A 24,542-nucleotide genomic window follows, 5' to 3' on the forward strand; every position below is an offset into this window, starting at 1 on the left:
GATGAAAAAGGGGAACGTCCATGAAAACGTCGAAGAAAACGTCCATGACCAGGAAGCAAATACTGCTGTCCGGCTTCGTCGCCTTCACGTGCCTTGTCTCGACCGCTGCAATCGCCGGACCGATCGAGAGTTACGCGCCCGTCACCCAGCAACGCCTGGAGAATCCGGAGCCAGGCAACTGGATGCTCTATCGGCGCACCTATGACGGGCAGGGCTATAGCCCGCTCGACCAGATCAACACCTCCAACGTTAGGGATCTCACGCCGGTCTGGACGTTTGCCACCGGCGTGGTCGAAGGCCATGAGGCGCCGCCGATCGTCAACAATGGCGTGATGTTCGTGGCAACGCCGATGGGGCAGGTGATCGCGCTGAACGCGAAAACCGGCGATGAATACTGGCGCTACAAGCGGCAGCTCCCGGACGATCTGTTCCAGCTGCATCCGACCAGCCGCGGCGTTGGCCTGTGGGAGGACAAGCTCTATCTCGCCACCACCGACGACCACGTCGTCGCGCTCGATGCCAAGACCGGCAAGGTGGTGTGGGACACCAAGGTGCAGGATTACAAGAAGGGTCAATACATGACCCTGATGCCGCTGGTCGTCGATGGCAAGGTCATCGTCGGCGGCTCCGGCGGCGAGTTCGGCGTGCGCGGCTATGTCGCCGCCTTCGACGCCAAGGACGGCAAGGAGCTGTGGCGGACCTTCACCATTCCCGGCGAAGGCGAGCCCGGCCACGACACATGGCAGGGCGACGACTGGAAGAATGGCGGCGGCTCGGCCTGGATGACCGGGACCTACGACAAGGAGACCAAGACGGTCTATTGGGGCGTCGGCAACGCCGCGCCGTGGCCCGGCGAGATGCATCCCGGCGACAATCTCTACACCTCGTCGGTGCTTGCGCTCGATCCCGGCAACGGCAAGATCAAGACCTATCACCAGTACCACCAGAACGATTCCTGGGACTGGGACGAGGTCGATGCGCCGATGCTGATCGACCTGCAGCGTGACGGCCGCAGCATCAAGAGCCTGGTTCATCCGGGCCGCGACGCAATCTTCTGGGTGCTCGAGCGCACACCGACCAAGATCAACTACGTTGCCGGCTGGCCGTTCGTCTCGACCGACGTCTGGAAGGGCATCGACGAGAACGGCAAGCCGATCCTCGATCCCGCGCACAAGCCGGTGGTCGGCAAGCGCGTCGAGTTCTGTCCGTCACTGTGGGGCGGCAAGGACTGGCCGTCGGCGGCCTACAGCCAGAAGACCGGCCTCGTCTATGTTCCCGCCAACGAGAATTTCTGCGGCGGCTTCACCGGCGAGAAGATCGCGCTCAAGCCAGGGGAGCTCTGGCTCGGCACCAAGCCGGAGGATATCGGCCTGAAGACCAAGCCGGGCGCCGATCATTTCGGCGAGATCCAGGCCTGGGATCCCGCGACCGGCAAGAAGGTGTGGCAGCACAACTTCCCGAAATCGCAGATGTTCGGTTCGGTCACGGCAACCGCGGGCGATCTCGTCTTCGCCGGCGGCACCAACGACCGCAACTTCCGCGCCTTCAACGCCAAGACCGGCGAGCAGTTGTGGGAGCAGAAGACCAACTCCGGCATCATGGGCATGCCGATGTCCTATGAGATCGACGGCACGCAATACATCGCGATCCAGTCGGGCTGGGGCGTGGACGCGCAGCGCATCCAGGACGCGCTCGCGACCAACAATATCGGCATCGAGTCCAACGTGCCGCAAGGCGGCGTGATCTGGGTGTTCGCACTGAAGAAATAAGCTCCGCAGGCGGATCGAAGACGGCGGAGCGAGTGGGGGCAAATGCGGCGGACGGCAACGTCCGCCGCATTTTGCGTGTGTGAACGTCGCTACTTCCCCTGGCGATCCACCTTGTCCTTCTCCTTCTGGTTCATCTCCTGAACCTTCGGATCGGCGCTGCTTTGCCCCGTTGTCTGGGTGGTCGAGGCGGGCGGCGCGCTGGCGTTGGGAAGCGAGTTTTGCTCCGGCGCGGTGGGGCGCGTCGCCGTGCTCGGCGGCGTGGCGGTGCTCTGGGCGAACGCGGCTGCATTCGTCAAAAGAAAGGCGCTCGACAGCAGCGAGACTGCGAGCGCCCTTGGAATGTCTGTCATCGATCTGCTCCAGTCAGATCGATGGAAACGGCGTGAGGCCGCGTCTGTTCCGTCAAGCCTCCAATTGCTTGCCGATCGGCAATGCGCGGATGCGCTTTCCGGTCGCGGCGAAGATCGCGTTCATCAGTGCAGGGGCGAACGGCGGCACGCCGGGCTCGCCGACGCCGCTCGGCGGCGTGTCGGGTCCGGGCGGGACGATGTAGACATTGGTCACCACGGGAGATTCGTCCATCCTGATGACCTGGAAGTCGTCAAAGTTCTTCTGCTCCACCTTGCCGTCCTTGAAAGTGACCGCGCCATATTTGGCGAGACTCAGGCCCATGATCGCGGCGCCTTCGATCTGCGAGGCGATGCGCTCCGGGTTGACATAGGTGCCGCAGTCGATCGCGGTATCGACCCGCGGCACCGTCAGCTTGCCCTTGTCGTCGACAGCGACTTCGACAATGGTCGCAATGTAGCTGACGAAGCTGCGGTGCACGGCGATGCCGAGGCCGTGGCCCTTCGGGACCTGTCGGCCCCATTCACCCTTCTCGGCGACCAGCTCGACCACCTTGCGCAGGCGCGCGGTGTCGATCGGGTAGCTGTCATAGGGCTCGCCGTAGTTCCACATGTCCTTGACGGCGGGCTTGACGATGCGTGGTGTGCCGATCAGTGCGAGCAGCGTCTCCTTCTGGTCGCGTCCGGTCGCATTTGCGATCTCGCCGACCATCGACTGCACCGCGAAGGCGCGCGGGATGTTCGAGACCGAGCGGAACCAGCCGATGCGGGTGAATGCGGCTGCCTCCGGGTTCTCGCAACTGATATTGGCGATCTCGAACGGCATGTCGACGAGGCCCATGCCGAGCTCGAAGGACGCCGCATGCTTGGCACCGGCAGCGAAGGTCGAGGCGATGGTCGGCGCCACGCTGCGGTGGCGCCAGGCGATCACCTTGCCGTCCTTGTCCAGCCCCGCCTCGATCCGCTCCACCGAGACGGTGTGCAGGAAGTCGTGGTGGAGGTCGTCCTCGCGCGTCCACTGCACCTTGACCGGCGTGCCGAGCTCCTTCGACAGCAGCGCCGCCTCGAGCGCAAAGTCGCATTTCGACTTGCGGCCGAAACCGCCGCCGAGCAGCGTGACATTAACGGTGACATTGCCCTCGGGGATGCCGAGCGTCTTGGCGACGTCCTCGCGCGTGCCGCCGGGGCTCTGCACCGGCGCCCAGATCTCCGCCTTGTCGCCCTTGACGTCGGCGACCGCGACCGGCGGCTCCATGCTGACATGGGCGAGATGCGGCAGGTAATATTCGCCGATCACGACCTTGTCCGCCGCCTTCAGCGCGGCGTCCGCGTCGCCCTCCTGGCGCACGACGAGGCCCGGCTTGCGCGAGGCCTCCTCGAGCTCCTTGCGATAGGCAACCGAGTCGTATTTGCCGTTGGCGCCGTCGTCCCAGACGAGCTTCAGCGCGTCGCGGCCCTTGATCGCAGCGCCGGTGTTGCGCGCGATCACCGCGACGCCGCCGAGCGGCTGGAATTTCGACGGCCACGGCCAGCCGCGAACCTGCATCACCTTCTCGACGCCGGAGATTTTCATCGCTTCAGCCGGGTCGAACGAGACCAGCTTGCCGCCGGTCACTGGCGGCCGCGCGATCACAGCATACTTCATGCCCGGCAGGCGCACGTCCGCGCCGTAACCCGCCTTGCCGGTGGTGATGTCGTGGAGATCGACGATGCTGACCTGGCCTTTGCCGAGATAGCGGAAGTCCTTGGGGTCTTTCAGCTTGAGGCCTTCGATGCTCGGCACCGATTCCTTGGCGGCGTCGGCTGCGAGCTCGCCGAAGCCGAGCTTGCGGCCGCTGGCGCTGTGGACGACCTCGTGATTGACTGCCTTCACTTCCGTCGCCGGCACGCCCCAGCGCTTTGCCGCGGCCTGCTCCAGCATGGTACGGGCGGAGGCGCCGATCTGGCGCATCGGGATGAGATAATGCCGCGTGCTGCGCGAGCCGTCGGTGTCCTGGTTGCCGAACTTGCCCTCGTCACCATGGGCCTGCTGCACCTTGACCTTGGACCAGTCGGCCTCCATCTCCTCGGCCACGATCAGCGGCAGGCTGGTACGCACGCCGGTGCCCATCTCGGCGCGGTGGGCGAGGATGGTGACGGTGCCATCAGGCGCGACCGCGACGAACACGCGCGGATCGACCACGACGCCATGCGGCATCTTGCCGGCGCCGGTTTCATAGGCGAAGGCCCGGCGCGTCATCACGGGTGCGGCGAGCACGAAGCCGCCGGTGACGCCGAGCCCCTTCAGGATGCTGCGGCGCGAAATCTTCTCGACCTTCAGATTCTTTTCGAAGCCACGAAGCTTCCGCGGATTGTCGATGAAATTCATGTCACACTCCCGTTGATGCGAGGTGGACGGCGTTCTCGATGCGCTGGTAGCAGCCGCAGCGGCAGATGTTGCCGGACATCGCCTCGCGGATCTGGTCATGCGACGGCTTGGGGTTCTCCATCAGCAGCGCAGCCGCCTGCATGATCTGGCCGGCCTGGCAGAAGCCGCATTGGGGAACATTGACCTCGCGCCAGGCCTTCTGGACGGGATGATCGCCATCCGGATGCAGCCCCTCGATCGTGGTGACTTCGCGCCCCGCCACGTCGTTGATCGAGGTGATGCAGGAGCGGACCGCCTCCTTGTCGATGATGACGGTGCAGGCGCCGCACAGGGCCTGGCCACATCCGAATTTGGTGCCGGTCAGCCCGGCTTCGTCGCGCAGGAACCAGAGTAGCGGGAGATCCGGGTCGCCGTCCCAGCTCTGTTCCTGGCCGTTGATCTTCACCTTGATCATGATCGTCCCTCGCTCTTCATAAGCTTTGCCGATGTTGGACTGGCCGATGTCTGTCGGCACAATGGTCCGTGCGCTGTCGCAACCGCACTCCAGCCGGTTGTCTTGCGCGGGCAAATCCCGGCATGAAGCTGGAATACGAATCGCAATGTCCGGATGTGCTCGATACCTCCCGTTTTGTTCTTGATTGATTGAGCTCGCGCGGCATCGTGACGGCGCGACCGTAGCAGAGATCGCGCCGGACCGGCATTCACAGCCGGGTGTTCTCGACGTGAACAGATTGCATCCGGGGTTTGTCAAAAGCAGGGCGCGGCAACAGGTCGCGCGTCGCACAATCACGGAATCTGAGGCGCGGTGAAAAAAGCTTCGTCCGCCAGAGGGACTGCGCGGACGAAGCAGTATGCCTCAGTCGAGGGAGGGAGAATCGCAGGGACGCTGACTTCAAGCAGGAAGAGGGCGGCACTGCGCAGTCATTCAGAGACCAGGACTGAGGGAGCGGAACGCGCTCGCATACGCAAAGTGCACTGGCGGCAAGCTCGCCGCAAACCATTCGAGAGCTGTCCGTCCCCTCTCTGGGGACCAGCGAGGGGACGGACAAGGTTCTGGCAGCCTTGTCAGGCGGCCTTGGCCTTCGCCGTGTGGGTCGCGATCGCATCCATCAGCGCTGGCGACAGGCAGTCATAGGGCTCGAGCCCAATTTCCTTCAGCCGCGAACGGATGCCGGCCATCTGCTCCGGCTTGACGCCGGACTCGATCACCGAGGAGACGAAGGCGGCGAATTGCGGCGCCTGCGAGCCCTGCTCCTGGAACAGCTCCGGATGGATAAAGTCGAGCCCGTAGAACGGATGGTTCTTATTCTCGATGCGGCCGAACATATGCGTGCCGCACGCTTTGCAGGCGTGACGCTGAATCGCCGCCGAGGGATCGACGATCTGGAGCTTGTCGCCGTTCTCGAGCACGGTGACGTTCTGACGCGGTACCACGGCCACGACCGAGAAGGTCGCACCCGCCGGCTTCCAGCACTTGGTGCAGCCGCAGGCGTGGTTGTGGGCGACGTCGCCCTTCACGCCGACCTTGACCTGGTGGTCTTTGCATTTGCAGGCGAGCGTGCCGCCGGCGAAGTGGCCTGTGCCTTGCTTGATACCGTTGTCGATCGAGGGATGGAGTGCAGTCATGGGTCGATCCTCCTTGGGGGTGACGCTTGCGAGCTAGAACACGACGACTGAACGAATTGATTTACCCTCGTGCATCAGGTCGAAGCCCTTGTTGATGTCTTCGAGCTTGAGCGTGTGGGTGATCATTGGATCGATCTGGATCTTTCCGTTCATGTACCAGTCGACGATCTTCGGCACGTCGGTGCGGCCGCGGGCGCCGCCGAAGGCGGTGCCGCGCCAGTTGCGGCCGGTGACGAGCTGGAATGGGCGGGTTGCGATCTCCTTGCCGGCTTCGGCCACGCCGATGATGATCGATGTACCCCAGCCGCGATGGCAGGCTTCCAGCGCCTGGCGCATCACCGTGGTGTTGCCGGTGCAGTCGAAGGTGTAGTCGGCACCGCCGTCGGTCAGGGTCACCAGATGCGGGACGATGTCGCCGGTGATCTTCTTGGGGTTGACGAAGTGGGTCATGCCAAACCGGCGGCCCCATTCCTCCTTGGAGTCGTTGACGTCGACGCCGATGATCTTGTCGGCGCCGGCCATCTTGGCGCCCTGGATCACGTTCAACCCGATTCCGCCGAGGCCGAACACGACGACGTTGGAGCCCGGCTCGACCTTCGCGGTGTTGACGACGGCGCCGACGCCGGTGGTGACGCCGCAGCCGATATAGCAGCTCTTGTCGAAGGGGGCGTCCTCGCGGATCTTCGCCACCGCGATCTCGGGCAGTACGGTGAAGTTGGAAAAGGTCGAGCAGCCCATATAGTGGTAGATCGGCTTGCCCTTGTAGGAGAAGCGGCTGGTGCCGTCAGGCATCACGCCCTTGCCCTGCGTCGCGCGGATCGCGGTGCAGAGATTGGTCTTCTGGCTCAGACAGCTTTTGCACTGACGGCATTCCGGCGTGTAGAGCGGAATGACGTGATCGCCGGCCTTCACCGAGGTCACGCCCACGCCGATCTCGCGGATGATGCCGGCGCCCTCGTGGCCGAGGATCGACGGGAAGATTCCTTCGCTGTCGAGACCGTCGAGCGTGTAGGCGTCGGTATGGCAGATGCCCGTCGCCTTGATCTCGACCAGGACCTCGCCGGCCTTCGGCCCTTCCAGATCGACTTCGACGATCTCGAGCGGTTTTTTGGCTTCAAAAGCGACAGCGGCACGTGTCTTCATCGGTAACTCCTCAAATTCTCGCAGGATGCCAAGACTTAAGCCTCGGCCGGGCTGCAAACGTTCACTTCTTGCCCATGCATGAGTCTTCAGTCTTGGTATAGGCGTCGTTCTTGTCCTCATGCTTGCCGGGACGGGCGCGGCCCCAGGCCTCGTCGGAGCGGGCGCGCAGATAGACGTAGAGATCGTCCATGTAGCAGGCGACGTTCGGGTTATCTCCGAAGGCCGGCATCACGTTCTCTGCGGCGGTGGAGATGTTCTTGCGGCCCGAGGCGACGACGCCGAGAAAATCGGCATAGTTCATCGTCTTGAGCGAATCCTTCAGTGCGGGCGCATAGGTCGAGCCCATGCCGTCCGGGCCATGACACACATGGCAGTCCGAGTGATAGCGGCGGTATCCGGAATAGGTGTACCAGTCGACGGAGTCGCCGTTGATCTTGTAGGTCGGGTTACCCTCCTTATCGAGCCATTCGCCAGTTTCGTTCTGCTTGACGGCGGTCGGGTCGCCCGAGCCGTCCGCGACAGCAATTCCTCCGGACGCAACGAAGATCATCGCAGCAATGACAGAGCAGATTTTACGCAAAAGGTGTTCCTCGAAGGCGTTCGGTGGAGACGAGCCGGCGCGTGGAGTTGATCCACGCGCCGGAGCGATACGGAGGTGAGGCTAGTTCGCCGGCAGCGAGAACACCGTCAGCGTGCCGCCGAGTGCCGTGTAGTTGCTGAGCGCCGCGTAGCCACCGACCGCGCCGAGACCTGCGGTCGGATCGGTCAGGCCAGCTGCCAGACCGATGCCGGCCCAGCCGCCCACGCCGGAGAGCACTGCGACATACTGCTTGCCGCCGTTCTCGTAGGTGGTGACGTTGCCGATGATGCCGGAGGGAGTCTTGAACTTGTAGAGCTCCTTGCCGGTCTTGGCGTCGACTGCCTTCAGGTAGCCTTCGAGCGTGCCGTAGAACACCACCCCGCCGGCGGTTGCGAGCGCACCCGACCAGACCGAGAACTGCTCCTTGTTCGACCAGACGATCTTGCCAGTCTTGCCGTCCCAGGCGATGAAGTTACCCATATTGGTTTCACCTGGCGGCGGATACATCGAGAGCGTCGCGCCCACATAGGGCTGGCCCGCGGTGTAGCTGACCTTGAACGGCTCGTAGTCCATGCAGACGTGGTTGGTCGGAACATAGAACAGCTGCGTGTCGGGCGAGTAGGCCGCCGGCTGCTCGTCCTTGGTGCCGAGCGCCGCCGGGCAGATGCCCTTCACGTTGTGATCTTCGCCGGCCTTGTCGGTCGAAGCTGCGTCGAGCACCTTCGGACGGCCATAGGTGGCGGAGTTCTTGTCCATGTCGACGCCGGAGGTCCAGTTCACCTTCGGGTCGTACTTCTCGGCGACCAGCAGTTCGCCGTTGGTGCGATCGAGCGTGTAGCCGAGACCGTTGCGATCGAAATGCGTCAGCAGCTTGCGCGGCTGGCCGTTGATCGACTGATCCGAGAGGATCATCTCGTTGACGCCGTCATAGTCCCATTCGTCATGGGGCGTCATCTGGTAGACCCACTTGGCCACACCGGTGTCCGGGTTACGTGCCCAGATCGTCATCGACCATTTGTTGTCGCCGGGACGCTGCTTCGGATTCCAAGTCGAGGGGTTGCCCGATCCGTAATAGACGAGGTTCAGCTCGGGATCGTAGGAGATCCAGCCCCAGGTCGCGCCGCCGCCGATCTTCCACTGATCGCCTTGCCACGTCTTCAGGCTGGAGTCCTTGCCGACCGGCTTGCCGAGTGCGGTGGTTTTGTCGTCAACCAGGATCTGGTCGTCCGGCCCTTCCGAATAGCCGCGCCAGGCGACCTTGCCGGTCTTGATGTCGTAGGCGGTCATGTGGGCCTGAACGCCGAACTCACCGCCGGAGATGCCGACCAGCACCTTGTCCTTGATGACCATCGGCGCGGAGGTGCCGGTCTCGCCCTTGCTGGGATCGCCGTTCTTGGCGGTCCATGCAACTTGACCGGACTTGGCGTCGAGCGCAACCAAGGTTGTGTCGGCCTGATGCAGGAAGATCTTGCCGTCACCGTAAGACAGGCCGCGGTTAACCGTATCGCAGCACATCACCGGGATGACGTTCGGATCCTGCTTTGGCTCGTACTTCCAGACGATCTTGTTCTCCTGCGAAAGGTCAATGGCGTAGACCTTGTTCGGGAACGGCGTATGGACGTACATCATGTTGCCGATGACCAGCGGGCCACCTTCGTGGCCGCGCAGCACGCCGGTCGAGAAGGTCCAGGCGACCTGGAGCTTGCCGACATTTTGTGCGTTGATCTGGTTGAGCTTGGAGTAGCGGGTATTGGCATAGTCGCCCGTCGGCATCACCCAATCTTTCGGGTTCTGCGACATCTTGTTCAGCTCGTCATTGGCAGAGGCGCCGCCGACGGCGAGAGCCGCTGCGGAGCCAAGAAAGGTCGCCAGTAGCACCTTGCGCATAGTCATTCCTCCGTTGGTCGCGTTTTATTGTTTCCGAAGCATTGCTTAATCACCGGGCTTTTCGTCCGGCGTCTGCTCGTGCAGGGGCGGTCACGTTGGGGACCAGAAACGATGCTGGGCTGTTTCCTCCTCAGGATGAGAGCTACAGGTCCGCGTGCAGGAGCGGCCCGTTTTTTTTGTTCCTGCCGTAATTCCTAACGACTTCGCTATCGGGAAACTTGCCCAAGAGAGAAGCCGCTTTGCTCGACAGCGCACGGAGGCAAAGTTTTTGATTTTGCAGTAGCGAATTCAGCGGCTTCCGCGCGGCTTGGCGCCGCGCGCCAACGCTCAGGTTCCGCTTGACGGCGTTGCAACTAAGGCGGAGGATTAACTTTCAAGGGCGGCAAAGGAACGATGGCGCTCGTTTCAAAGACCGCCCAAAGTTGAGGTAAACGTCACGCAATCAAGGCTGAGGGCTCCAGCAGGCGCTGGCCGCGATTCGCGTCGGATCTCCGGGTATCACCAGTGACTGGATTAATGTCCGACACAATTCACACGCTCTCGACGACCGGACTGACGCCGAAGCGACAGATCCAGAGCTGGATCGACGGGCTGACGAGTCTGTGCGGGCACTTCGATGTCGATCCGCTGGAAGCAACCTCGCTCGAGGGACGCATCGACTACACCAGCGTCTCGCGCCTGAAGCTCTGTCAGATCGAGGTCAGCCAGCATCGCATCGCGCACACGCTGGCGCGCGCCAAGGCCAATGAGCACCCCTACATCAAAATTCACTTCCAGACATATGGTGTGTCCTATTTCGAGCAGGAAGGCCGCCACATCGAGCTGAACCCGGGCGACATCATCGCCTATGACGTCTCATGTCCGCATCTGATCGTCAGTCCCGCCTTCACGCGCCACGACGTGGTGATCGTGCCGAAGGCGCTGCTGCGCGATCGCGGCTTCCCGTCGCAGCGCATGCCGGCCTGCAAGCTGTCGGCGAAGACGGGGACAGGACGGATCGCCCATGATTTCGTCCATGCCACGTTCGACGAGGCGGCGAAGCTGTCGGCCAACAGCGCGGTCGGTGTTGCCGATTCGCTGATCGACCTGCTGCTGCTGCCGCTGCGCGAAGCCGACACGATGTTCGATCGGGTCGGGCCCGAGGCGATGTATGTGCGTGCCCAATTTTTCATCCGCGAGCACCTGCGCGATCCCGATCTGTGCATCGACCAGATCTCCGCCGAGCTCGGCTGCTCCAAGCGCTATCTGCACATGCTGTTCTCAGAGCGTGGCACCACGGTGAGCGATTACATCTGGCAGGCGCGCCTCCAGAACTGCCGCCAGGAGCTCGAAGCTCACGGCGGCAAGACCATCACCGACGTCGCGTTCTCGTGGGGCTTCTCCAGCTCATCGCATTTCAGCCGCGTGTTCCGGAAATATTTCGGTGTGGTGCCGTCCTCGATCCACAAGGGGCAACAGGGCGCTGTTGCCGTGGATCAGAATTAAGCGCGCCTCACGCTGCTGCTCGTAGCGGCTTGCTGGACACGCGATAGCTCACGCCGATATGGCGACGTAGGGAATGCTGGCCACGAGAGCGGCGACCAGCGCCGCGTTGCACAGCATTGCTTTCCAATGCAAATGACGCAGCTGGCGCACCGCGTCCGCATCGCCCGCATCTCTGGCACTAAGCTGGTCGTCTATCTGTTGCATGAACCACGGGCGGCCCCAGATCGCGACGACCGCTATCAGGCCGACGCCTGCCGCGAACAGCGGTCGTCCGGCGAAGATGAAAGCTACTGTCCCGATCACGCCGGCGACGCTCACCATCCTGAACTGGATGTTGAACATCCCGCGCAATAGCTGCGTGACGGGCGGGATGTCGAGCTTCACCAGCAGGAAAGCGGGCGACGCAAGCAGGAAATAGCCCATCGGGAAAAGCAGGATGACCAGGGCGGCAACGGCGACGGCATCAGGTCTCATGAGGGCTGCCTTTCTCGTTCGGGACGGCAAGGGCTTCCGGCGGCATCATAGGGCGGCCGGTGCCGCTAGGCCAGCGGACGGGTTGCGGCGGGCGTTCTCGGCTCACCGCTGCATGATCTTCGTCCAGACGTCGCCGAGGATCGCCGGCTCGCGCGGCGGCAGATAGGTCAGGCCGGCTTGCTTGCCGAATTCGGCGATCTTGCCCTCGGCCGCAAGATCCGTCAGCGCTTTGTTGACGGCCTCGATCAAGGCCGGATCGCTGCCAAGCCCGACATAGCCGCGATTGGCCCCGATCGGATAATAATAGCCGGAGGCTGATATCGCGGTGTCGGGATGCGCGTCGCGATGGGCGTCGTAGCGCGCGAGATCGATCAGGGTCGCATCATAATCGCCGCGATCGAGCGCGCCCAGGAGGTCGTCGCGGGCGGGCACGAGATGGGTGATGTTGTCGACTAACCGCCCCCTGTCGAAGGTCATGAGGATGGCGTCGCCCAGGGATCCGCTTTCGATCGCGAGGCGCAGGCCGGCGAGGTCGCCGATATCGCTGATCTTGCGGTCGCGCGCCTTCGGCCCGAGCACCACCGTCATCGGCGAATAGACGTAAGGCCGGCTCGGGGCGAGCACGCCGAGCGCAACGCGGCGGCGCCGGTCATCGCGCGTGGCGCCGGCGAAATCCGGCAAGCGCGCTGTCTTCAGGCCGGGTTTGACGAGGGAATCCGTCGTCAGCGCGTAGCCGCCAACCAGCGAGCAGCGGCCGTCGGACAGCAGCGCATTGGCCTCGAGCTGCGGACTCGAATCCTCATCCAGCTTGCTCTCGAACCACTGGATCCTGAGCGGGCGTCCCAGCCCCTCCGCGAGCGCCTGCGCCAGCAGCACGTCGAAGCCCGAGTCCGGCTTGCCGCGGTGATGCGCGGAGAGCGGCGGGCGGTCCTCGTCGAGACAGATGCCGAGGGGATCTGCCGCCCACGCCATTGCCGGAGCCGCAAGCATGATGGCGAGACCGAGCGCTGCCAGCCGGCCTGTCATGGCTTCCTCCGGCTGGAGATGAAGGCCCAGAGATTTCCGATCTCGTCGTCGTTCAAAATGTCGCCCCATGGCGGCATCTTGTTGTTCTTGCCGTTCTTCACGGTGGTGACGAAGCGCGTCCTGTCGTCGGGAAAGGCGCGCAGGTCCGGCGTGATGGTGCCGGAGTTCATCATGTTGGGGCCGTGGCAGTGCGAGCATTTTTCGGCATAGGTCGACTTGCCGTGGTCGATCTGCGCTTGCAGCGGATTGCCGTTCGAATCGTCCGCGGCACGAACGGTCGCCGCAAGCGCGACCGTCAGCACTGCGACGGTGGCAAGGATCGCCACCGCCTTGTGAGCCATGTCTCTCAACGTCTCTTGTCTCTCAACGTCTCTTGCCGTTACTGCTTCACCGCAAAGACCCACAGCGAGCCGCCGGGCGGCACCTTGGCCAGCCGCTCGTCGCCGGAGAACAGCGAGTAGACGCCGCCATAGCCGCTCGTGACGGCGATGTACTGCACGCCGTCCTGCTGCCAGGTCACCGGCTGTCCCTCGATGCCGGAGCCGGTCTGGAACTGCCAGAGCTTCTTGCCGGTGTCGGCGTCGAAGGCCTCGAACTCGCCGGTCAGCGCGCCCGTGAACACGACGCCGCCCGCGGTCGACAGCACGCCGGAGAAGCGCGGGATGTCACTTGCCGCCTCCCACTTCGCCTTGCCGGTCATCGGATCGATCGCCTTCAGATGGCCGCGCGCGCCGTCACCCCATTCCCAGGGATCGGTCAGGTCCATGCCGAGATACCATTCACCCTGCTTGAAGGTGGCCGGCTCCGACTTGTACCTGCCGCCGAAGGCGAGCGTGTTGGCGTAGGCCAATCCGGTCTGCGGGTTGAACGACATCGGCTCCCAGTTCTTGCCGCCGAGGATCGACGGATAGACGACGACCTTCTTGCCCTCGCGCGCATCCTTGACGACGTCGGTCTCGATCGGACGGCCGGTCTTCAGGTCGACGCCGGTTGCCCAATTCACCTTCACGTAAGGATTGGCCGCGAGCACCTTTCCGTTGGTGCGGTCGAGCACGTAGAAGAAGCCGTTGCGGTTGGCATCCATCAGCACCTTGGTCGGCTTGCCCTCGACGTTCATGTCGGCGAGGACCATCTCGGCCACCGAGTCATAGTCGAACGGATTGTTCGGCGAGAACTGGTAGTGCCACTTGATCTTGCCGGTCTTTGGATCCATCGCCAGCACGGAGCAGGTGTAGAGATTGTCGCCGGGGCGCACAGCCGCGTTGAACGGGCCGGGATTGCCGATGCCCCAATAGACCGTGTTCAGCTCGGGATCATAGGAGCCCGTGATCCAGGTCGAGCCGCCGCCGAGCTTCCAGGTGTCGCCCTTCCAGGTGTCGCCGCCGGGCTCGTCCGGCGAGGGGACCGAATGGGTGCGCCAGAGATGCTTGCCCGTTGCCGGATCCCAGCCATCGATGAAGCCGCGGGTGCCGAATTCGGCCCCGGAGATGCCGGTGATGACGACGCCGTCGGCGACCAGCGGGGCCACCGTCATCGAATAGCCTTCCTTGATGTCGGCCGCCTTCTGCCGCCACAGCTCCTTGCCGTCCTTGGCGTCGATAGCGATCACGTTGGCGTCGAGCGTGGTGCGGAACAGCTTGCCGTCGAACAGCGCGGCACCGCGGTTGATGATGCCGCAGCAGACGATGCGCGGTGTCTCGGCCGGATATTCGATCTTGGATTTCCAGATCTGCTTGCCGGTCTTGGCGTCGACCGCCATGGTCGCGTTGTGAGAGGTCACGTAGATCACGCCCTGGTACACCAGCGGCTGCGATTCCTCGCTGCGATCATCATTAAAGGAATAATTCCAAACCGGGACGAGGTTCTTGACGGTATCCTTGTTGATCTGGTTCAGCGTCGAAAAGCGCTGGAGATTGTAGCCCATCCCGTAATTGAGAACGTTCGACGTATCGGTTGCGCCTTTGACCAGTTGATCGGTCGTCTGTGCGCTCGCAACCGAGCATGCGGATATGACGAGGCTCGCGGCCATCGCAAAGCGTTTCATCCGTTCCTCCCAATATGCGCGCCTTTTGACGCTGCGATTGCAACACTCCGCCCGAAAGCAAAACCCGTCAATACGAAAGTCGAAAGCACGCTGCCGATATGTTAGACGCCAGATGCTAGGCTTGATGCGCCAATCCTCGAGAAATGTTGCGCGTCTTGCGCGGATGCGCTGCACCAATTTCCACGGCGCGAAGATTGGCGCAGCGCGAGAATTTTGGCCCAACCCGTTTCCATCCCGGGCGAAGCATCGCAATTCGGCTTGAACCGGGGCTGGCTTGCGGACTTATCTTGTCGCTATCCCCGGCGAATCGGGGCCTATGGTCAGGGAGATCCAAATGATATCGCGTCGCTCAGTTGCGCTTGCGCTCACGCTCGCTGTGGTCTCCGGTCCGGCCTGGTCGGCATCCGGCGGCGCGGTCAAAATGTTCGACACCGACAATGACGGCACGCTCGACTTGGCCGAGGTGAAGAAGGCGGCTGCCGCGCTGTTCGCAAAGCTTGATCGCGACCATGACGGGACGCTCGACGTGCGTGAGTTGCGCGGACGGTTAACGGCGAAAGAACTCGCCGCCGCCGACCCCGATCACGACGGGACGCTGACGCTCGACGAATATCTTGCCGTGGTGGAGCAGCGCTTCAACGCGGCGAATCCCGACAAGGATGGGACGCTGGATGCAAAGGAGCTGAACTCGCGTGCGGGTCGCGCACTGCTGCGGCTATTGCGTTGAGAACAGAAGCGCTTGACTGGGAGCGAAGGCGGTTTGCCCGAGAGTGAACTGTACGCGTGTGACGCGAAAGTTCGCTGTGCTCGTGGTCCGATTCCAGACTTGCGCAGTTGCTGAGGCAGCCCTAGGTTTTGCCCGGCGCGATGTCGCGCTCAATACTTGGGGAGACCCGAATGGCTTGGAAAGCTCCGAAGATCGTGGAAGTGCCGGTCGGCATGGAAATCAACATGTACGCCTGCGCTGCGCGCAAGTAAGACTGACGACCTGCCGCGGCTTTGATGGCGGATGCCGTCGAAGCCGTGGTAGTGTTCGTGATGCGCATTGGAGCCCACACAATCTGGACGGCGGTCGCGTGTACGCTCACGCTCGTGCCAATGTGCGCCAGGGCCGAAGAGGGCTTCGACACCGAGCATATCTTCGGCTTCATGATCGGCAGCGATGTCGGCAATCCCGGCGAGCGCGAATTTCAGACCGAGACGACGGGACGCTTCGGCAAAGGCGGTGGCAGCTATCGCGCCCTTGGCCATGAGGTCGAGATCGAAATCGTGCCGCTGCCGAATTTTCGTATCGAGGTCGGCGGCACCGCCACGCTGCATGACATCACCGGCGTCCCTGATATCGACGACCGCCGCCAGTTCAATTTCCAGGGCCTCTCGCTCGACCTGCGTTATCGCCTGCTCGACCGCGAGAGGGCCCCGTTCGGGATGACGATCGCCACCGAGACCCATGGCGATCGCATCGATGAAGTCAGCGGCGCCAAGGGACGGATGTACGGCACTGCCTTCACGCTCGCCTTCGATCGCGAGCTGATCCCGAATTTTGCGATCGGCGCGCTCAATTTGATCTACCAGCCGGAATGGACGCGCTTCGAGGTGAGCGGGCTGTCCGAGAAGAGCTCCACCATCGGCGCGGCCTTTGCCGGCATGGTGCGCGTGCGCCCCAATGTCCTGCTCGGCGGCGAGCTGCGCTACTTCCGCCAGTATGAGGGCATCGGCCTCGGCGGGTTCTCGGGCCAGGCGCTGTTCGTCGGACCGACCGCCTACTTCCAGCTCTCCGAGCAATCGCGGCTCACCCTAAGCTGGAGCATGCAGGCCTGGGGCTGTCCGGCCGGAGCGGGAGCCAATCTCGACCTCGTCAATTTCGAGCGGCATCAGGCAAGGCTGGTGTTCGGGATTAACTTCTAGCAAAGCGGTTCCCGCCTACTTCTCACGCCGGATTGAAACTTCCGGCTCCTTGGAACGTATCCCTTTGTGTTAGCCTGAACTGCTTCCGCGCGAGGATCCCGGCATGAATCCGATCGACCTGGTGGTGACTGTGTGTGCGGTGCTCTCGCCTGCGACCTGCGAGGAGCAGCATATTGTGTTCAATTATGCGGGGTCGCCGACGCAATGCGCGATGGCCGCGCCGCCCTATATCGCGCAATGGGTCGGCGAGCATCCGAAGTGGCAGGCGGTGCGCTGGCGCTGCGAATATCCGCACTCGAGCGACAAGGCGTAAGTTGCCGCGCTACTTCGTGCAGTCCTTCAAATCCTTGTCGGCGATCGAGAACACCGCGTCGGCCTTGATCTCGATGTCGCGGACGATGCATTGCCGTGAATTGGGGTAGCTGACCTTGGCGTCGTAGTGGCCGGGCTCGACGCCGGTGATGCGCAGCCGCTCGTCGTGGTCGACCTCCTTGTCCTTGTCGTTCAAGGTCTGGTTCGGGCCCCATTCGGTCTTGCCGGCCGGCGAGAGCTGGAAGCCGGAAATGGTCTCCGTGGTCAGATTCCAGAGCCGGATGCCCTTGCCCTTGCTTTGCGCGGCGGCTTCGTCGGCAAACGCCAGCAACGCGATCAACACCAGACCCCAACGCATCAAATCGTCCTCCCAAAGCGCCGCCGCTATTGCCTGATCAGGCGCTCGCTGTTCTTTGCCTTGTCGAAATTTTTGGCGCGGTCAAGGCCGATCGGTGCAATCAGCCTGGCGGAGGCGAGATCGGCGCCCTCGAAATCGGTATCGATGACGGTCGCCCCGGTCAGGTCGGCGCCGCCGAGTTGGGCGTTCCGGAGCGACGCACCGGTCAGGTCGGCTCCCCTGAGGGAGGCAAACTCGAGATCGACGCGCGACAGGTCGGCGTTGCGCGCGTTCAGCCGTTCCAGATTGGCCGATCGCAGCACGGCGCGCATCAGCCCCATCGACTGGTTGCGCATGTCGGCGCCGAGATGCGCGTCGGCGATCGAGGCGCCGACCAGGCTTGCGCCGCTGAGGTCGGCTGCGATGTGCGCGCCGGTCAGATCAGCGCCGTCTAGGTGGGCGCGCGCCATCTGCGTGGCGAATAGGTTGGCGTCCTTCAGGCTCGCGCCCGTGAGATCCGCGTCGAGAAGCCACGCCTGATCGAGGATCGCTCGATCAAGACGGGCGCCGCTGAGTTTTGTCTTGTTGAGCCGTGCCGCGCGAAGCACCGACCTGGAAAGGTCGAGCCCCGAGAGATCGAGCCCCGACAAGCGCGTGCCGGTGAAGTCCGCGGGCGCGCCGGCGCCCGCTTTGGCCAGCACGGCCTCGACCTCCTGCCGGCTCATTTCAGCGGAAACCATGGCGGGTGAGGTGAGGTCGACGTCACGCATCATGTCCTGGGCGCTCGCCACGGTCGCGACGAGCGCGAAGCCAAGCGTCGTCAGAGCAACGGTTCGTCTCATCGTCAGGCTCCGCTGCCGGCCTGTTTAGCATACGGACCGTGCGGCTGCCTATGAGACATCCCGCCCGGCGCGTTCGCCGCCTTGTTCATCCTGGGCTCGCCGCGCAAGCCCGGCCCTGATCGCGGCAATCGCGGCGTCGCTGCGTGCCTCGCGAGGGATGCCGATGGGGACCTCGGCCAGAATGCGCGCCGGGCGGGGCGACAGGAAGAACAAGCGGTCGCCGAGACGCACCGCATCGTCCAGGCTGTGCGTCACGAGCAGCGTCGTGACGGGCCGGCTGGCGACCAGCGTCGCGATCTCGTCGCGCAATCGGCCGGCCAGCGCGTCGTCGAGCGAGGCGAGGGGCTCATCGAGCACCAGAACGTCGGGCTCGACCGCAAAGGCGCGGGCCAGCGCAACCCGTCGGGCAAGCCCCAGCGACAATTCGCCGGGGAAGTGGCTGCGATGCGCCTCCAGCTCCAAAATCCTGAAAAGCTCGGCGAGTTTTGCGTCGCTCACGTCGGGTGCCGCCAACCGCACATTCTGCTCGACCGAGCGCCACGGCAACAGCCGCGGTTCCTGGAACACCATGCCGATCCGCGCCTCCGGTGGGCGCGCGACATGGCCGTCGAAGTCACGGTCGAGCCCGAGGATGATGCGTAGCATCGTGCTTTTACCGCAGCCGGACGGGCCGATCAGCACGCCGACCTCGCCGGACTGCAGCGCGAATTTCATCGGCGCCAGCACCTCCTGCGTTCCGCCCGCAGCGCTTTTGAACGTCTTGCCTGTGATCTCGACCTCAAGCCGCACGGGGGCGCCACCGCGTTGCGCGGGCCTCGAACGGCTGCACCAGCGCCGTCTCGATCACGAGCACGACCGCGGCAAAGGTCAGGGAATAGGCCAGCAGCCGCGGCGTGTCGAACAGCTGGAAGGCGACGCCGATCTCGAAGCCGACGCCATTCGGCCGTCCAAGCAGCTCGGCGACCAGCACGATCTTCCACACCAGCGACAGGCCGGAGCGGGCGGAGGCCGCGATATAGGGCGCAAGCTGCGGCAGCACGACATGGCGGAATGCGCGCCAGCGCGGCATCGCAAACACGCTCGCCATCTCGTCGAGCGAACGGTCGAGCGCGCGCGTGCCCTCGCGTAAGGTAACGACCGCAGTCGGCAGCTTGTTGATGGCGATGGCCGCGATCGCCGCGGCCTCGGTGAGCCCGGCCCAGACATAGGCCAGCACGATCACCACCAGCGCCGGCAGGTTCAACAGCAGGATCAGCCAGGGATCGCCGAGCCGGTCGGCGAGCTTCACCCGCCCCATCAGATAGCCGGTGGCGCTGCCGAGCGACATCGCCAGGACGAAAGCCAGCGCGACGCGTGCCAATGTCGCACCGAGATGCAGGAACAGTGCGCCGCTTGACGCTTCCGCGATAATGACATCGAGCACGGCGGACGGGGAGGGCAGCTTTGCGCCGCCGACGAACAGCGCGGCGGTCCACCAGATCGCGAGAAACAGGGCGAAGGAGAGAAGGCGCAGCACCTCAGTCTCCGGGCACTGCGTGATAGAACGTGCCGGGATCGAGCCCGGCCGCCGGACCGACCAGGTCGCGGCCGCCGATCTCGGCCAGCACGCGATAGAGCACGCGCGCATCCGCTTCCTCATCGTTGATGTTCCGGCGTGGAATGCCGTCACGATAGCGGTCGCGGTAGGTTTTGAGCATGGCCGGATCGCTCGCGCCGGTGAGCGGGGCGATCTTGTCCCAGGCCGCATCCGAGGTGACCAGCAGCTGCTTGGCCTTGCGGGTCATGGCGATGAAGCGTGCCACGGCGTCGCGATGGCTCGCGGCCCAGCTCTCGTCGAAGACATAGCCGACAGCGGACACCGCGCCCTTGGCACCGAGTTTCGGCAAAATCTCCTCGATGCCGGCGAGGCGCCGAAAACCCTTGGCCTCGAGCTGGGCGCAGAAATTCCAGAAATTCAGGCTCGCATCCATCTCGCCGTCGAGCGCCTTGGCGGCGATCAGGGGCGGAGCGCCATAGGCGATGGTTGCATCCGATTTGAGGTCGATGCCGTCCTGCTTCATCCGTGCCTGCAGCAGCAGCCAGCTCTTGTCGATGGGGCCGCCGCCGACGCCGAGCTTGCGGCCCTTCAGGTCGGCAAGCGTCTTGATCGGCGAGGCCGCGGGCACCATCACCGCGCCGAGCGCGCTGGAATAAGGATAGAAGGTGAGCTTGGCGCCGAGCGCGCGCTCGCGCGACACCCAGAGCCAGTCCGACAACATGATGTCGGCATTGCCGGCGCGCAGCGCGATCTTGCCGGCCTCGGGGCTCGCAAGCTCGGTGACTTCCAGCGCCAGGTTGGCCTCCTTGTCGAGCCCGGCCTCGCGGATGGTGGCCAGTTCCCAGGAGAATGTTCCGGTCTTTTGCACCGCCAGGCGGATGGTGTCCGCGGCACGAGCCGAGGTGCCCAGCGTCAGTGCCAGCATCATCGCGAGCGCCAATATTCGTGCCAAAACTCTGATCACCTTGTGAGCCATTTCCTCGAAGGGAGTGCTTTTCAGGACAATACGCATAGCATAGCTTCCATCGCAACCAGTGGGAGGACGCTCATGAGTTTTGCGGGACAGGTACGACCGATTGTCGCCGCTATGATCGTGCTCGCGGCGACCGTCTACGCGGCGCGGGCCGAGGAGCCCAATGATTATCCGACGTCGGCGCGCGCGGAATATGTCTATGGCTGCATGAAAGCCAATGGCGAGACGCGGCAGGCGATCGAGCAATGCTCCTGCTCGATCGACGTGGTCGCCTCGATTGTCTCTTACGAGCGCTATGTCACCGCCGAGACCGCGCTCAGCATGTCCCAGGTCCAGGGCAATCTCGGCACCCAATTCCGGACATCAGAGCAGGCGAATTCGGCCGTGAATGATTTGCGGCGGGCGCAGGCTGAGGCTGAGGTGAGGTGTTTCTAGCTGAAGATAGAGACCTACGTCCCCGGCTTCTCCACGTCCCACTCATTCCGGAAAATGTGCCCATCCGTGTCCTTGGCCTCCGCGCGGAATCGCTTCGCGCCGTTGGACACGTAAGTGAAGCGCAGGTTGGGATCTTCCGAGATCGAGATGCCGCCTTCCATCGACAGCACAAGGCTGTCGTCCTGCGTCAGCTTCAGCTGGTTGACGAAGAAGGCGGGAATATAGAGTTGCGTGACTTGATCCATCTGCAGGCCGGAATTGTTGGGATGGCCGATCATGATCTGCGCTTCACGGATGCGGCTCGCCGGCGCTTCCTCGCGGGCGAATTGCCGGTAGCGCATCTGGCCGAGGCGGTTCTGGGCCTCTTGCGCGTTCTTTCCCGCCGGCGCCGAGCAGCCGCCTGACGCCTTCACATAGGTCTTTGAGACGTAGAGCTGGCCGTCGCTGAGCTCCGCTACCGCATGAACGTCGGTGTAATTGTTGACACGCACGCGCGTGGAGATCTCGGTGATATTGGCATCCGCGCCAAGCTCGAATTTCGCGGCCATTGGCGCTGGGTTGCGGTCGATCACCAGCGTGATCGATCGGATGCGGCGCGCATCGCCCGGCGACAGCTTGCTGCGCAGGGTCACCGGCACGATGGCGGCATCCTCGGCGCGATAGGGCATCTCGATGGCGATGACATTGTTGCCATCGTTCATCGGACGGTTGCTGAAGATATCCTGCACCAGGCCCGGCCAGGGATCGTAGGCCTCTTCGGCGCTCGCCGGCAGCGCGAAGGCGATGCCGGCCAGTGCGGCGATCAAGGTGATGCGGAGCGTATGGCCCATGATGATGGTCCTGTGCGGACGACGCAGTTATCTCGGAGTCAGCGTAGCTGATCTCGGAGTCAGCGTAGCTGATCCCGGAGACAACGTAGCGCGTCCGCTACTCCCATTCAATTTCCGAAAATGCTGCGGTTGCGTTGCGGGCGTTGTAGTCGTCGAACAGTTCCCAGTCCGGCCGCTCCGTGGTCGCTGCCTTCTCCGCCGCGGTTCGGATCGGCTCGCCCTTCTTGTTCGAGGCACGGACGTCCGACAGCAGTGTCGAGAGATAGCGCCGTTCATCTGATAGCGCTGCAGGCCAGTCGCTCATAGGGCCGTGACCGGGAACGACGCGGGCCGCCGGAACGCTCTCCAGCTCCTTCAGCAGGGCGAGCCAGCCGCGAATGCTGCCATCCACCACCGGAATGTGGCGGAGAAAGACCAGATCGCCTGCGAACAGCGTCTTGGTCGTCTCGTCGAACACGGTCAGGTCATTGTCGCTGTGCGCGGCCGGCCATGCCCGCAAGGTCAGCCGGCGCGATCCGAGATCGAGCGCCATGACGTCCTCAACCAGCACAGTGGGCGGCACGATCTTCACGGGATCGATCAGTTCGCCGCCCATGATGCGCCGGAAACTATCAAGATAATACGGCCCGCGCGTCGCCAGCGCCTGCGGCAGCTTGCTGTGGCCGACGAAGCTGGTTCCGTCCGCGATGAAGGCCGCATTGCCGAAAACGTGGTCGGGATGGCCGTGGGTGTTGATGACGTAGCGGATCGGCTTGCTGGTGCGGGCTCGCACCGCGGCCAGCAGCGCCTCGCCTTCACGAAGGCTGCCACCGGTATCGATCACGGCCACCGCATCCTCGCCGACGACGAAGCCGATATTGGCAATATCGCCCTCGTTCTCGCGGGTCATCAGGGCGATGGTCCCGGAGTGCACGAAGATTCCCGGTGCGACTTCGCTCACAGGCAATTCGGCCGCCCCGGCGCGTGCTACCGTCGCGAGTCCCAGCAGGGACAGGGCTGCGATCTTTGACGTGAGATGCGACACTTTTCCGCCTCAGTTCAGGGCTTGCCGCATTGCACTGCAGCACAACAAGCCAACGCAAGGTTTGGCAAACATGGTGCGTCCTGCGTTGCATGGATAGCATTCGAATGAAATGAGGAGGAAGCGCGATGGAGGTCGGACGACATCGTCGCTGGTTGTTTTCACTGTGTGTGATGGCGGCATCTTGTGCGATCGGCGACGTCGCCCGCGCGCAGACGACCGATAGTGGTGACCTCTCGTTCGAGCTGGTCGACCCCAAGGTGCTGCGCGTCTGCGCCGATCCGCGCAACCTTCCATTCTCCAACGAGAAGGGCGAGGGAATCGAGAACAAGCTCGCCGAGCTGTTCGCGGACAAGCTTCAGAAGAAGCTCGACTATGTCTTCTTCCCGCAGGCCACGGGCTTCGTGCGCATGACGCTGGGTGCGCATCGCTGCGACGTCATCATGGGCTTCCCGCAAGGCGACGATCTCGTCCAGGGGACCAATCCGTATTATCGCACATCGTACGCGCTGGTTGCGAAAGCGGGCAGCGGGCTGGAGGACGTCGACACGCTCGAAGACCCGAAGTTGAAGGGCAAGCACGTCGGCATCGTCGCCGGCACGCCACCGGCGACCAACATGGCCATCGCAGGCCTGATGGGCGATGCAAAACCTTATCCGTTGATGATCGACACACGCTACGACAATTCGGCGCAGGCCATGATCGACGACCTCGCTGCCGGTAAGATCGACGCCGGCGTGCTGTGGGGACCGATGGCAGGGTACTACGCCAAGAAGGTCGGTTCGCTGCACGTGACGCCGCTGGTGAAGGAAACCACCGGTCCAAAACTGGTGTATCGTATCGGCATGGGCGTGCGCGCCGTCGACCAGAACTGGAAGCGGCAGCTCAACAAGCTGATTCAGGAGAACCAGGGCGAGATCAACAAGATCCTGCTCGACTTCGGCGTGCCGCTGCTGGATGAAAACGACCGGCCGCTCGGTGCGGGGACGGCCAAGAAGGCGCCATGAGGCGGCCTCTTGCCGGCGCGCTCATCGCCGCCGCCCTGGCGGTGCCGGCTTTGGCGCAGCAGCAGGAGCCGTTTGAGCCCGAAGGGTATCGCACCGACAATTACCGCGCGCCGGTGCCGGCGACGCTGGAAGGCGCGCGCGTGCTGACGACGGCGGAGGCCGAGGCGATCTGGCGCGCAAAGAGCGGCGCCTTCATCGACGTGCTGCCGCGCGCGCCGAAGCCAAAGAACCTTCCGGCAAGCACGGTCTGGCGCGACGCACCCCGGAAAAACATACCCGGCAGCATCTGGCTGCCGGATACCGGCTACGGCGCGTTGCCATCGGCGATAGACGGTTATCTCCAGCGCGGTCTCGCGCAAGCGTCATATGGCGACAAGGCCACGCTGCTCGTGATCTATTGCCTCGCCGATTGCTGGATGTCCTGGAACGCCGCCAAGCGCGCGCTCGCTTACGGCTATTCCAACGTCGCCTGGTATCCCGAGGGCACCGACGGCTGGGAGCATGCGAAGCTGCCAACAGAGGAGGCACAGCCGGAGCCGCGGCCTGAGCAGTGAGTGGCTCGATTCCTCCATCATTGCGAGCGCAGCGAAG

Annotated in this window: 27 protein-coding genes; 9 read left to right on the forward strand and 18 right to left on the reverse strand. The window is 63.6% G+C overall.

Going from position 1 to position 24,542, the window contains the following annotated elements; genetic code table 11:
* The first annotated feature begins 44 nt into the window (after nt 1-44).
* Nucleotides 45-1,769, forward strand: coding sequence for a methanol/ethanol family PQQ-dependent dehydrogenase (locus FXB38_RS37850; RefSeq protein WP_148756023.1), 1,725 nt, complete (start codon nt 45-47; stop codon nt 1,767-1,769).
* 89 nt (nt 1,770-1,858) lie between these two features.
* Here FXB38_RS37850 and FXB38_RS37855 read toward each other — a convergent pair whose 3' ends face one another.
* The 7 genes from FXB38_RS37855 to xoxF5 all read right to left on the reverse strand — a co-directional run bounded on the left by FXB38_RS37855 (nt 1,859) and on the right by xoxF5 (nt 9,720).
* Nucleotides 1,859-2,119: a hypothetical protein gene (locus tag FXB38_RS37855; RefSeq protein ID WP_148756024.1), complete on the reverse strand. Its 261-nt coding sequence runs from the start codon at nt 2,117-2,119 to the stop codon at nt 1,859-1,861.
* A gap of 52 nt (nt 2,120-2,171) precedes the next feature.
* Complete coding sequence (locus tag FXB38_RS37860) at nt 2,172-4,484, reverse strand: xanthine dehydrogenase family protein molybdopterin-binding subunit (protein ID WP_148756025.1); 2,313 nt, start codon at nt 4,482-4,484, stop codon at nt 2,172-2,174.
* Between the two features lies 1 nt (nt 4,485).
* The gene (locus FXB38_RS37865) at nt 4,486-4,938 is read right to left on the reverse strand and encodes a (2Fe-2S)-binding protein (RefSeq protein WP_148756026.1); all 453 of its coding nucleotides are present in this window, start codon (nt 4,936-4,938) and stop codon (nt 4,486-4,488) included.
* Nucleotides 4,939-5,549: 611 nt separating this feature from the next.
* A complete protein-coding gene (gene gfa / locus FXB38_RS37870) occupies nt 5,550-6,110 on the reverse strand; it encodes an S-(hydroxymethyl)glutathione synthase (RefSeq protein WP_148756027.1) in 561 nt (186 codons plus the stop codon).
* Between the two features lie 33 nt (nt 6,111-6,143).
* Entirely contained in the window at nt 6,144-7,253 is a 1,110-nt protein-coding gene (locus FXB38_RS37875; RefSeq protein WP_148756028.1) for an S-(hydroxymethyl)glutathione dehydrogenase/class III alcohol dehydrogenase, read from the reverse strand.
* Between the two features lie 61 nt (nt 7,254-7,314).
* Complete coding sequence (locus tag FXB38_RS37880; protein WP_148756052.1) at nt 7,315-7,803, reverse strand: c-type cytochrome, methanol metabolism-related; 489 nt, start codon at nt 7,801-7,803, stop codon at nt 7,315-7,317.
* 111 nt (nt 7,804-7,914) lie between these two features.
* Nucleotides 7,915-9,720: a lanthanide-dependent methanol dehydrogenase XoxF5 gene (gene xoxF5 / locus FXB38_RS37885; RefSeq protein WP_148756029.1), complete on the reverse strand. Its 1,806-nt coding sequence runs from the start codon at nt 9,718-9,720 to the stop codon at nt 7,915-7,917.
* A 516-nt stretch (nt 9,721-10,236) separates the two neighbouring features.
* Here xoxF5 and FXB38_RS37890 point away from each other — a divergent pair.
* Nucleotides 10,237-11,205: a helix-turn-helix domain-containing protein gene (locus FXB38_RS37890; protein WP_148756030.1), complete on the forward strand. Its 969-nt coding sequence runs from the start codon at nt 10,237-10,239 to the stop codon at nt 11,203-11,205.
* A 48-nt stretch (nt 11,206-11,253) separates the two neighbouring features.
* Here the strand turns inward: FXB38_RS37890 and FXB38_RS37895 are convergent, their stop codons facing one another.
* From FXB38_RS37895 to FXB38_RS37910, 4 genes are all read right to left on the reverse strand, one after another.
* Entirely contained in the window at nt 11,254-11,679 is a 426-nt protein-coding gene (locus tag FXB38_RS37895) for a hypothetical protein (RefSeq protein ID WP_148756031.1), read from the reverse strand.
* 102 nt (nt 11,680-11,781) lie between these two features.
* A complete protein-coding gene (locus FXB38_RS37900; protein WP_148756032.1) occupies nt 11,782-12,705 on the reverse strand; it encodes a substrate-binding periplasmic protein in 924 nt (307 codons plus the stop codon).
* On the reverse strand, nt 12,702-13,046 hold the full coding sequence (locus tag FXB38_RS37905; RefSeq protein ID WP_148756033.1) for a c-type cytochrome: 345 nt from the start codon (nt 13,044-13,046) through the stop codon (nt 12,702-12,704). The genes FXB38_RS37900 and FXB38_RS37905 overlap by 4 nt, the downstream gene beginning before the upstream one ends.
* A gap of 38 nt (nt 13,047-13,084) precedes the next feature.
* On the reverse strand, nt 13,085-14,749 hold the full coding sequence (locus FXB38_RS37910) for a methanol/ethanol family PQQ-dependent dehydrogenase (protein ID WP_148756034.1): 1,665 nt from the start codon (nt 14,747-14,749) through the stop codon (nt 13,085-13,087).
* A gap of 334 nt (nt 14,750-15,083) precedes the next feature.
* Here FXB38_RS37910 and lanM point away from each other — a divergent pair, with 334 nt between their 5' ends.
* The 4 genes from lanM to FXB38_RS37930 all read left to right on the forward strand — a co-directional run bounded on the left by lanM (nt 15,084) and on the right by FXB38_RS37930 (nt 16,970).
* Nucleotides 15,084-15,476 carry a lanmodulin LanM gene (gene lanM, locus FXB38_RS37915; protein WP_148756035.1) on the forward strand — a complete coding sequence of 131 codons (393 nt, stop codon included), beginning with the start codon at nt 15,084-15,086 and terminating at the stop codon, nt 15,474-15,476.
* Nucleotides 15,477-15,646: 170 nt separating this feature from the next.
* Entirely contained in the window at nt 15,647-15,727 is an 81-nt protein-coding gene (gene pqqA / locus FXB38_RS37920) for a pyrroloquinoline quinone precursor peptide PqqA (protein WP_012029362.1), read from the forward strand.
* A gap of 24 nt (nt 15,728-15,751) precedes the next feature.
* Nucleotides 15,752-16,657: a DUF6662 family protein gene (locus FXB38_RS37925; RefSeq protein ID WP_148756036.1), complete on the forward strand. Its 906-nt coding sequence runs from the start codon at nt 15,752-15,754 to the stop codon at nt 16,655-16,657.
* 103 nt (nt 16,658-16,760) lie between these two features.
* Complete coding sequence (locus FXB38_RS37930; protein ID WP_148756037.1) at nt 16,761-16,970, forward strand: hypothetical protein; 210 nt, start codon at nt 16,761-16,763, stop codon at nt 16,968-16,970.
* A 9-nt stretch (nt 16,971-16,979) separates the two neighbouring features.
* On the opposite strand, the gene FXB38_RS37935 is transcribed toward FXB38_RS37930, so the two are convergent.
* Genes FXB38_RS37935 through FXB38_RS37955 form a run of 5 tightly spaced genes read right to left on the reverse strand, consistent with a single transcriptional unit; the run spans nt 16,980 to nt 20,613 of the window.
* The gene (locus FXB38_RS37935; RefSeq protein WP_148756038.1) at nt 16,980-17,327 is read right to left on the reverse strand and encodes a hypothetical protein; all 348 of its coding nucleotides are present in this window, start codon (nt 17,325-17,327) and stop codon (nt 16,980-16,982) included.
* Between the two features lie 26 nt (nt 17,328-17,353).
* Nucleotides 17,354-18,148: a pentapeptide repeat-containing protein gene (locus FXB38_RS37940; protein ID WP_148756039.1), complete on the reverse strand. Its 795-nt coding sequence runs from the start codon at nt 18,146-18,148 to the stop codon at nt 17,354-17,356.
* A gap of 48 nt (nt 18,149-18,196) precedes the next feature.
* Nucleotides 18,197-18,937 carry an ABC transporter ATP-binding protein gene (locus FXB38_RS37945; RefSeq protein WP_148756040.1) on the reverse strand — a complete coding sequence of 247 codons (741 nt, stop codon included), beginning with the start codon at nt 18,935-18,937 and terminating at the stop codon, nt 18,197-18,199.
* Nucleotides 18,927-19,664 (reverse strand): ABC transporter permease, encoded by a 738-nt coding sequence (locus FXB38_RS37950; RefSeq protein WP_148756041.1) that lies wholly within the window; start codon nt 19,662-19,664, stop codon nt 18,927-18,929. The genes FXB38_RS37945 and FXB38_RS37950 overlap by 11 nt, the downstream gene beginning before the upstream one ends.
* Nucleotide 19,665: 1 nt before the next feature.
* Nucleotides 19,666-20,613: an ABC transporter substrate-binding protein gene (locus FXB38_RS37955; RefSeq protein ID WP_187435431.1), complete on the reverse strand. Its 948-nt coding sequence runs from the start codon at nt 20,611-20,613 to the stop codon at nt 19,666-19,668.
* A gap of 120 nt (nt 20,614-20,733) precedes the next feature.
* Between FXB38_RS37955 and FXB38_RS37960 the strand changes: the two genes are divergently transcribed.
* Nucleotides 20,734-21,093 carry a hypothetical protein gene (locus FXB38_RS37960; protein WP_187435430.1) on the forward strand — a complete coding sequence of 120 codons (360 nt, stop codon included), beginning with the start codon at nt 20,734-20,736 and terminating at the stop codon, nt 21,091-21,093.
* Nucleotides 21,094-21,107: 14 nt separating this feature from the next.
* On the opposite strand, the gene FXB38_RS37965 is transcribed toward FXB38_RS37960, so the two are convergent.
* Nucleotides 21,108-21,923 carry a quinoprotein dehydrogenase-associated SoxYZ-like carrier gene (locus FXB38_RS37965; RefSeq protein WP_148756044.1) on the reverse strand — a complete coding sequence of 272 codons (816 nt, stop codon included), beginning with the start codon at nt 21,921-21,923 and terminating at the stop codon, nt 21,108-21,110.
* A gap of 97 nt (nt 21,924-22,020) precedes the next feature.
* On the reverse strand, nt 22,021-22,947 hold the full coding sequence (locus tag FXB38_RS37970) for a quinoprotein relay system zinc metallohydrolase 2 (protein WP_148756045.1): 927 nt from the start codon (nt 22,945-22,947) through the stop codon (nt 22,021-22,023).
* 125 nt (nt 22,948-23,072) lie between these two features.
* Between FXB38_RS37970 and FXB38_RS37975 the strand changes: the two genes are divergently transcribed.
* Nucleotides 23,073-23,951, forward strand: a complete 879-nt coding sequence (locus FXB38_RS37975) for a substrate-binding domain-containing protein (RefSeq protein ID WP_148756046.1) — start codon at nt 23,073-23,075, stop codon at nt 23,949-23,951.
* The gene (locus FXB38_RS37980) at nt 23,948-24,505 is read left to right on the forward strand and encodes a PQQ-dependent catabolism-associated CXXCW motif protein (protein WP_148756047.1); all 558 of its coding nucleotides are present in this window, start codon (nt 23,948-23,950) and stop codon (nt 24,503-24,505) included. Before FXB38_RS37975 ends, FXB38_RS37980 begins: the two co-directional genes overlap by 4 nt.
* The last annotated feature ends 37 nt before the right edge of the window (nt 24,506-24,542 follow it).

Origin of the sequence: Bradyrhizobium cytisi (assembly GCF_008123515.1) — a bacterium.
Taxonomy (GTDB): domain Bacteria; phylum Pseudomonadota; class Alphaproteobacteria; order Rhizobiales; family Xanthobacteraceae; genus Bradyrhizobium; species Bradyrhizobium cytisi.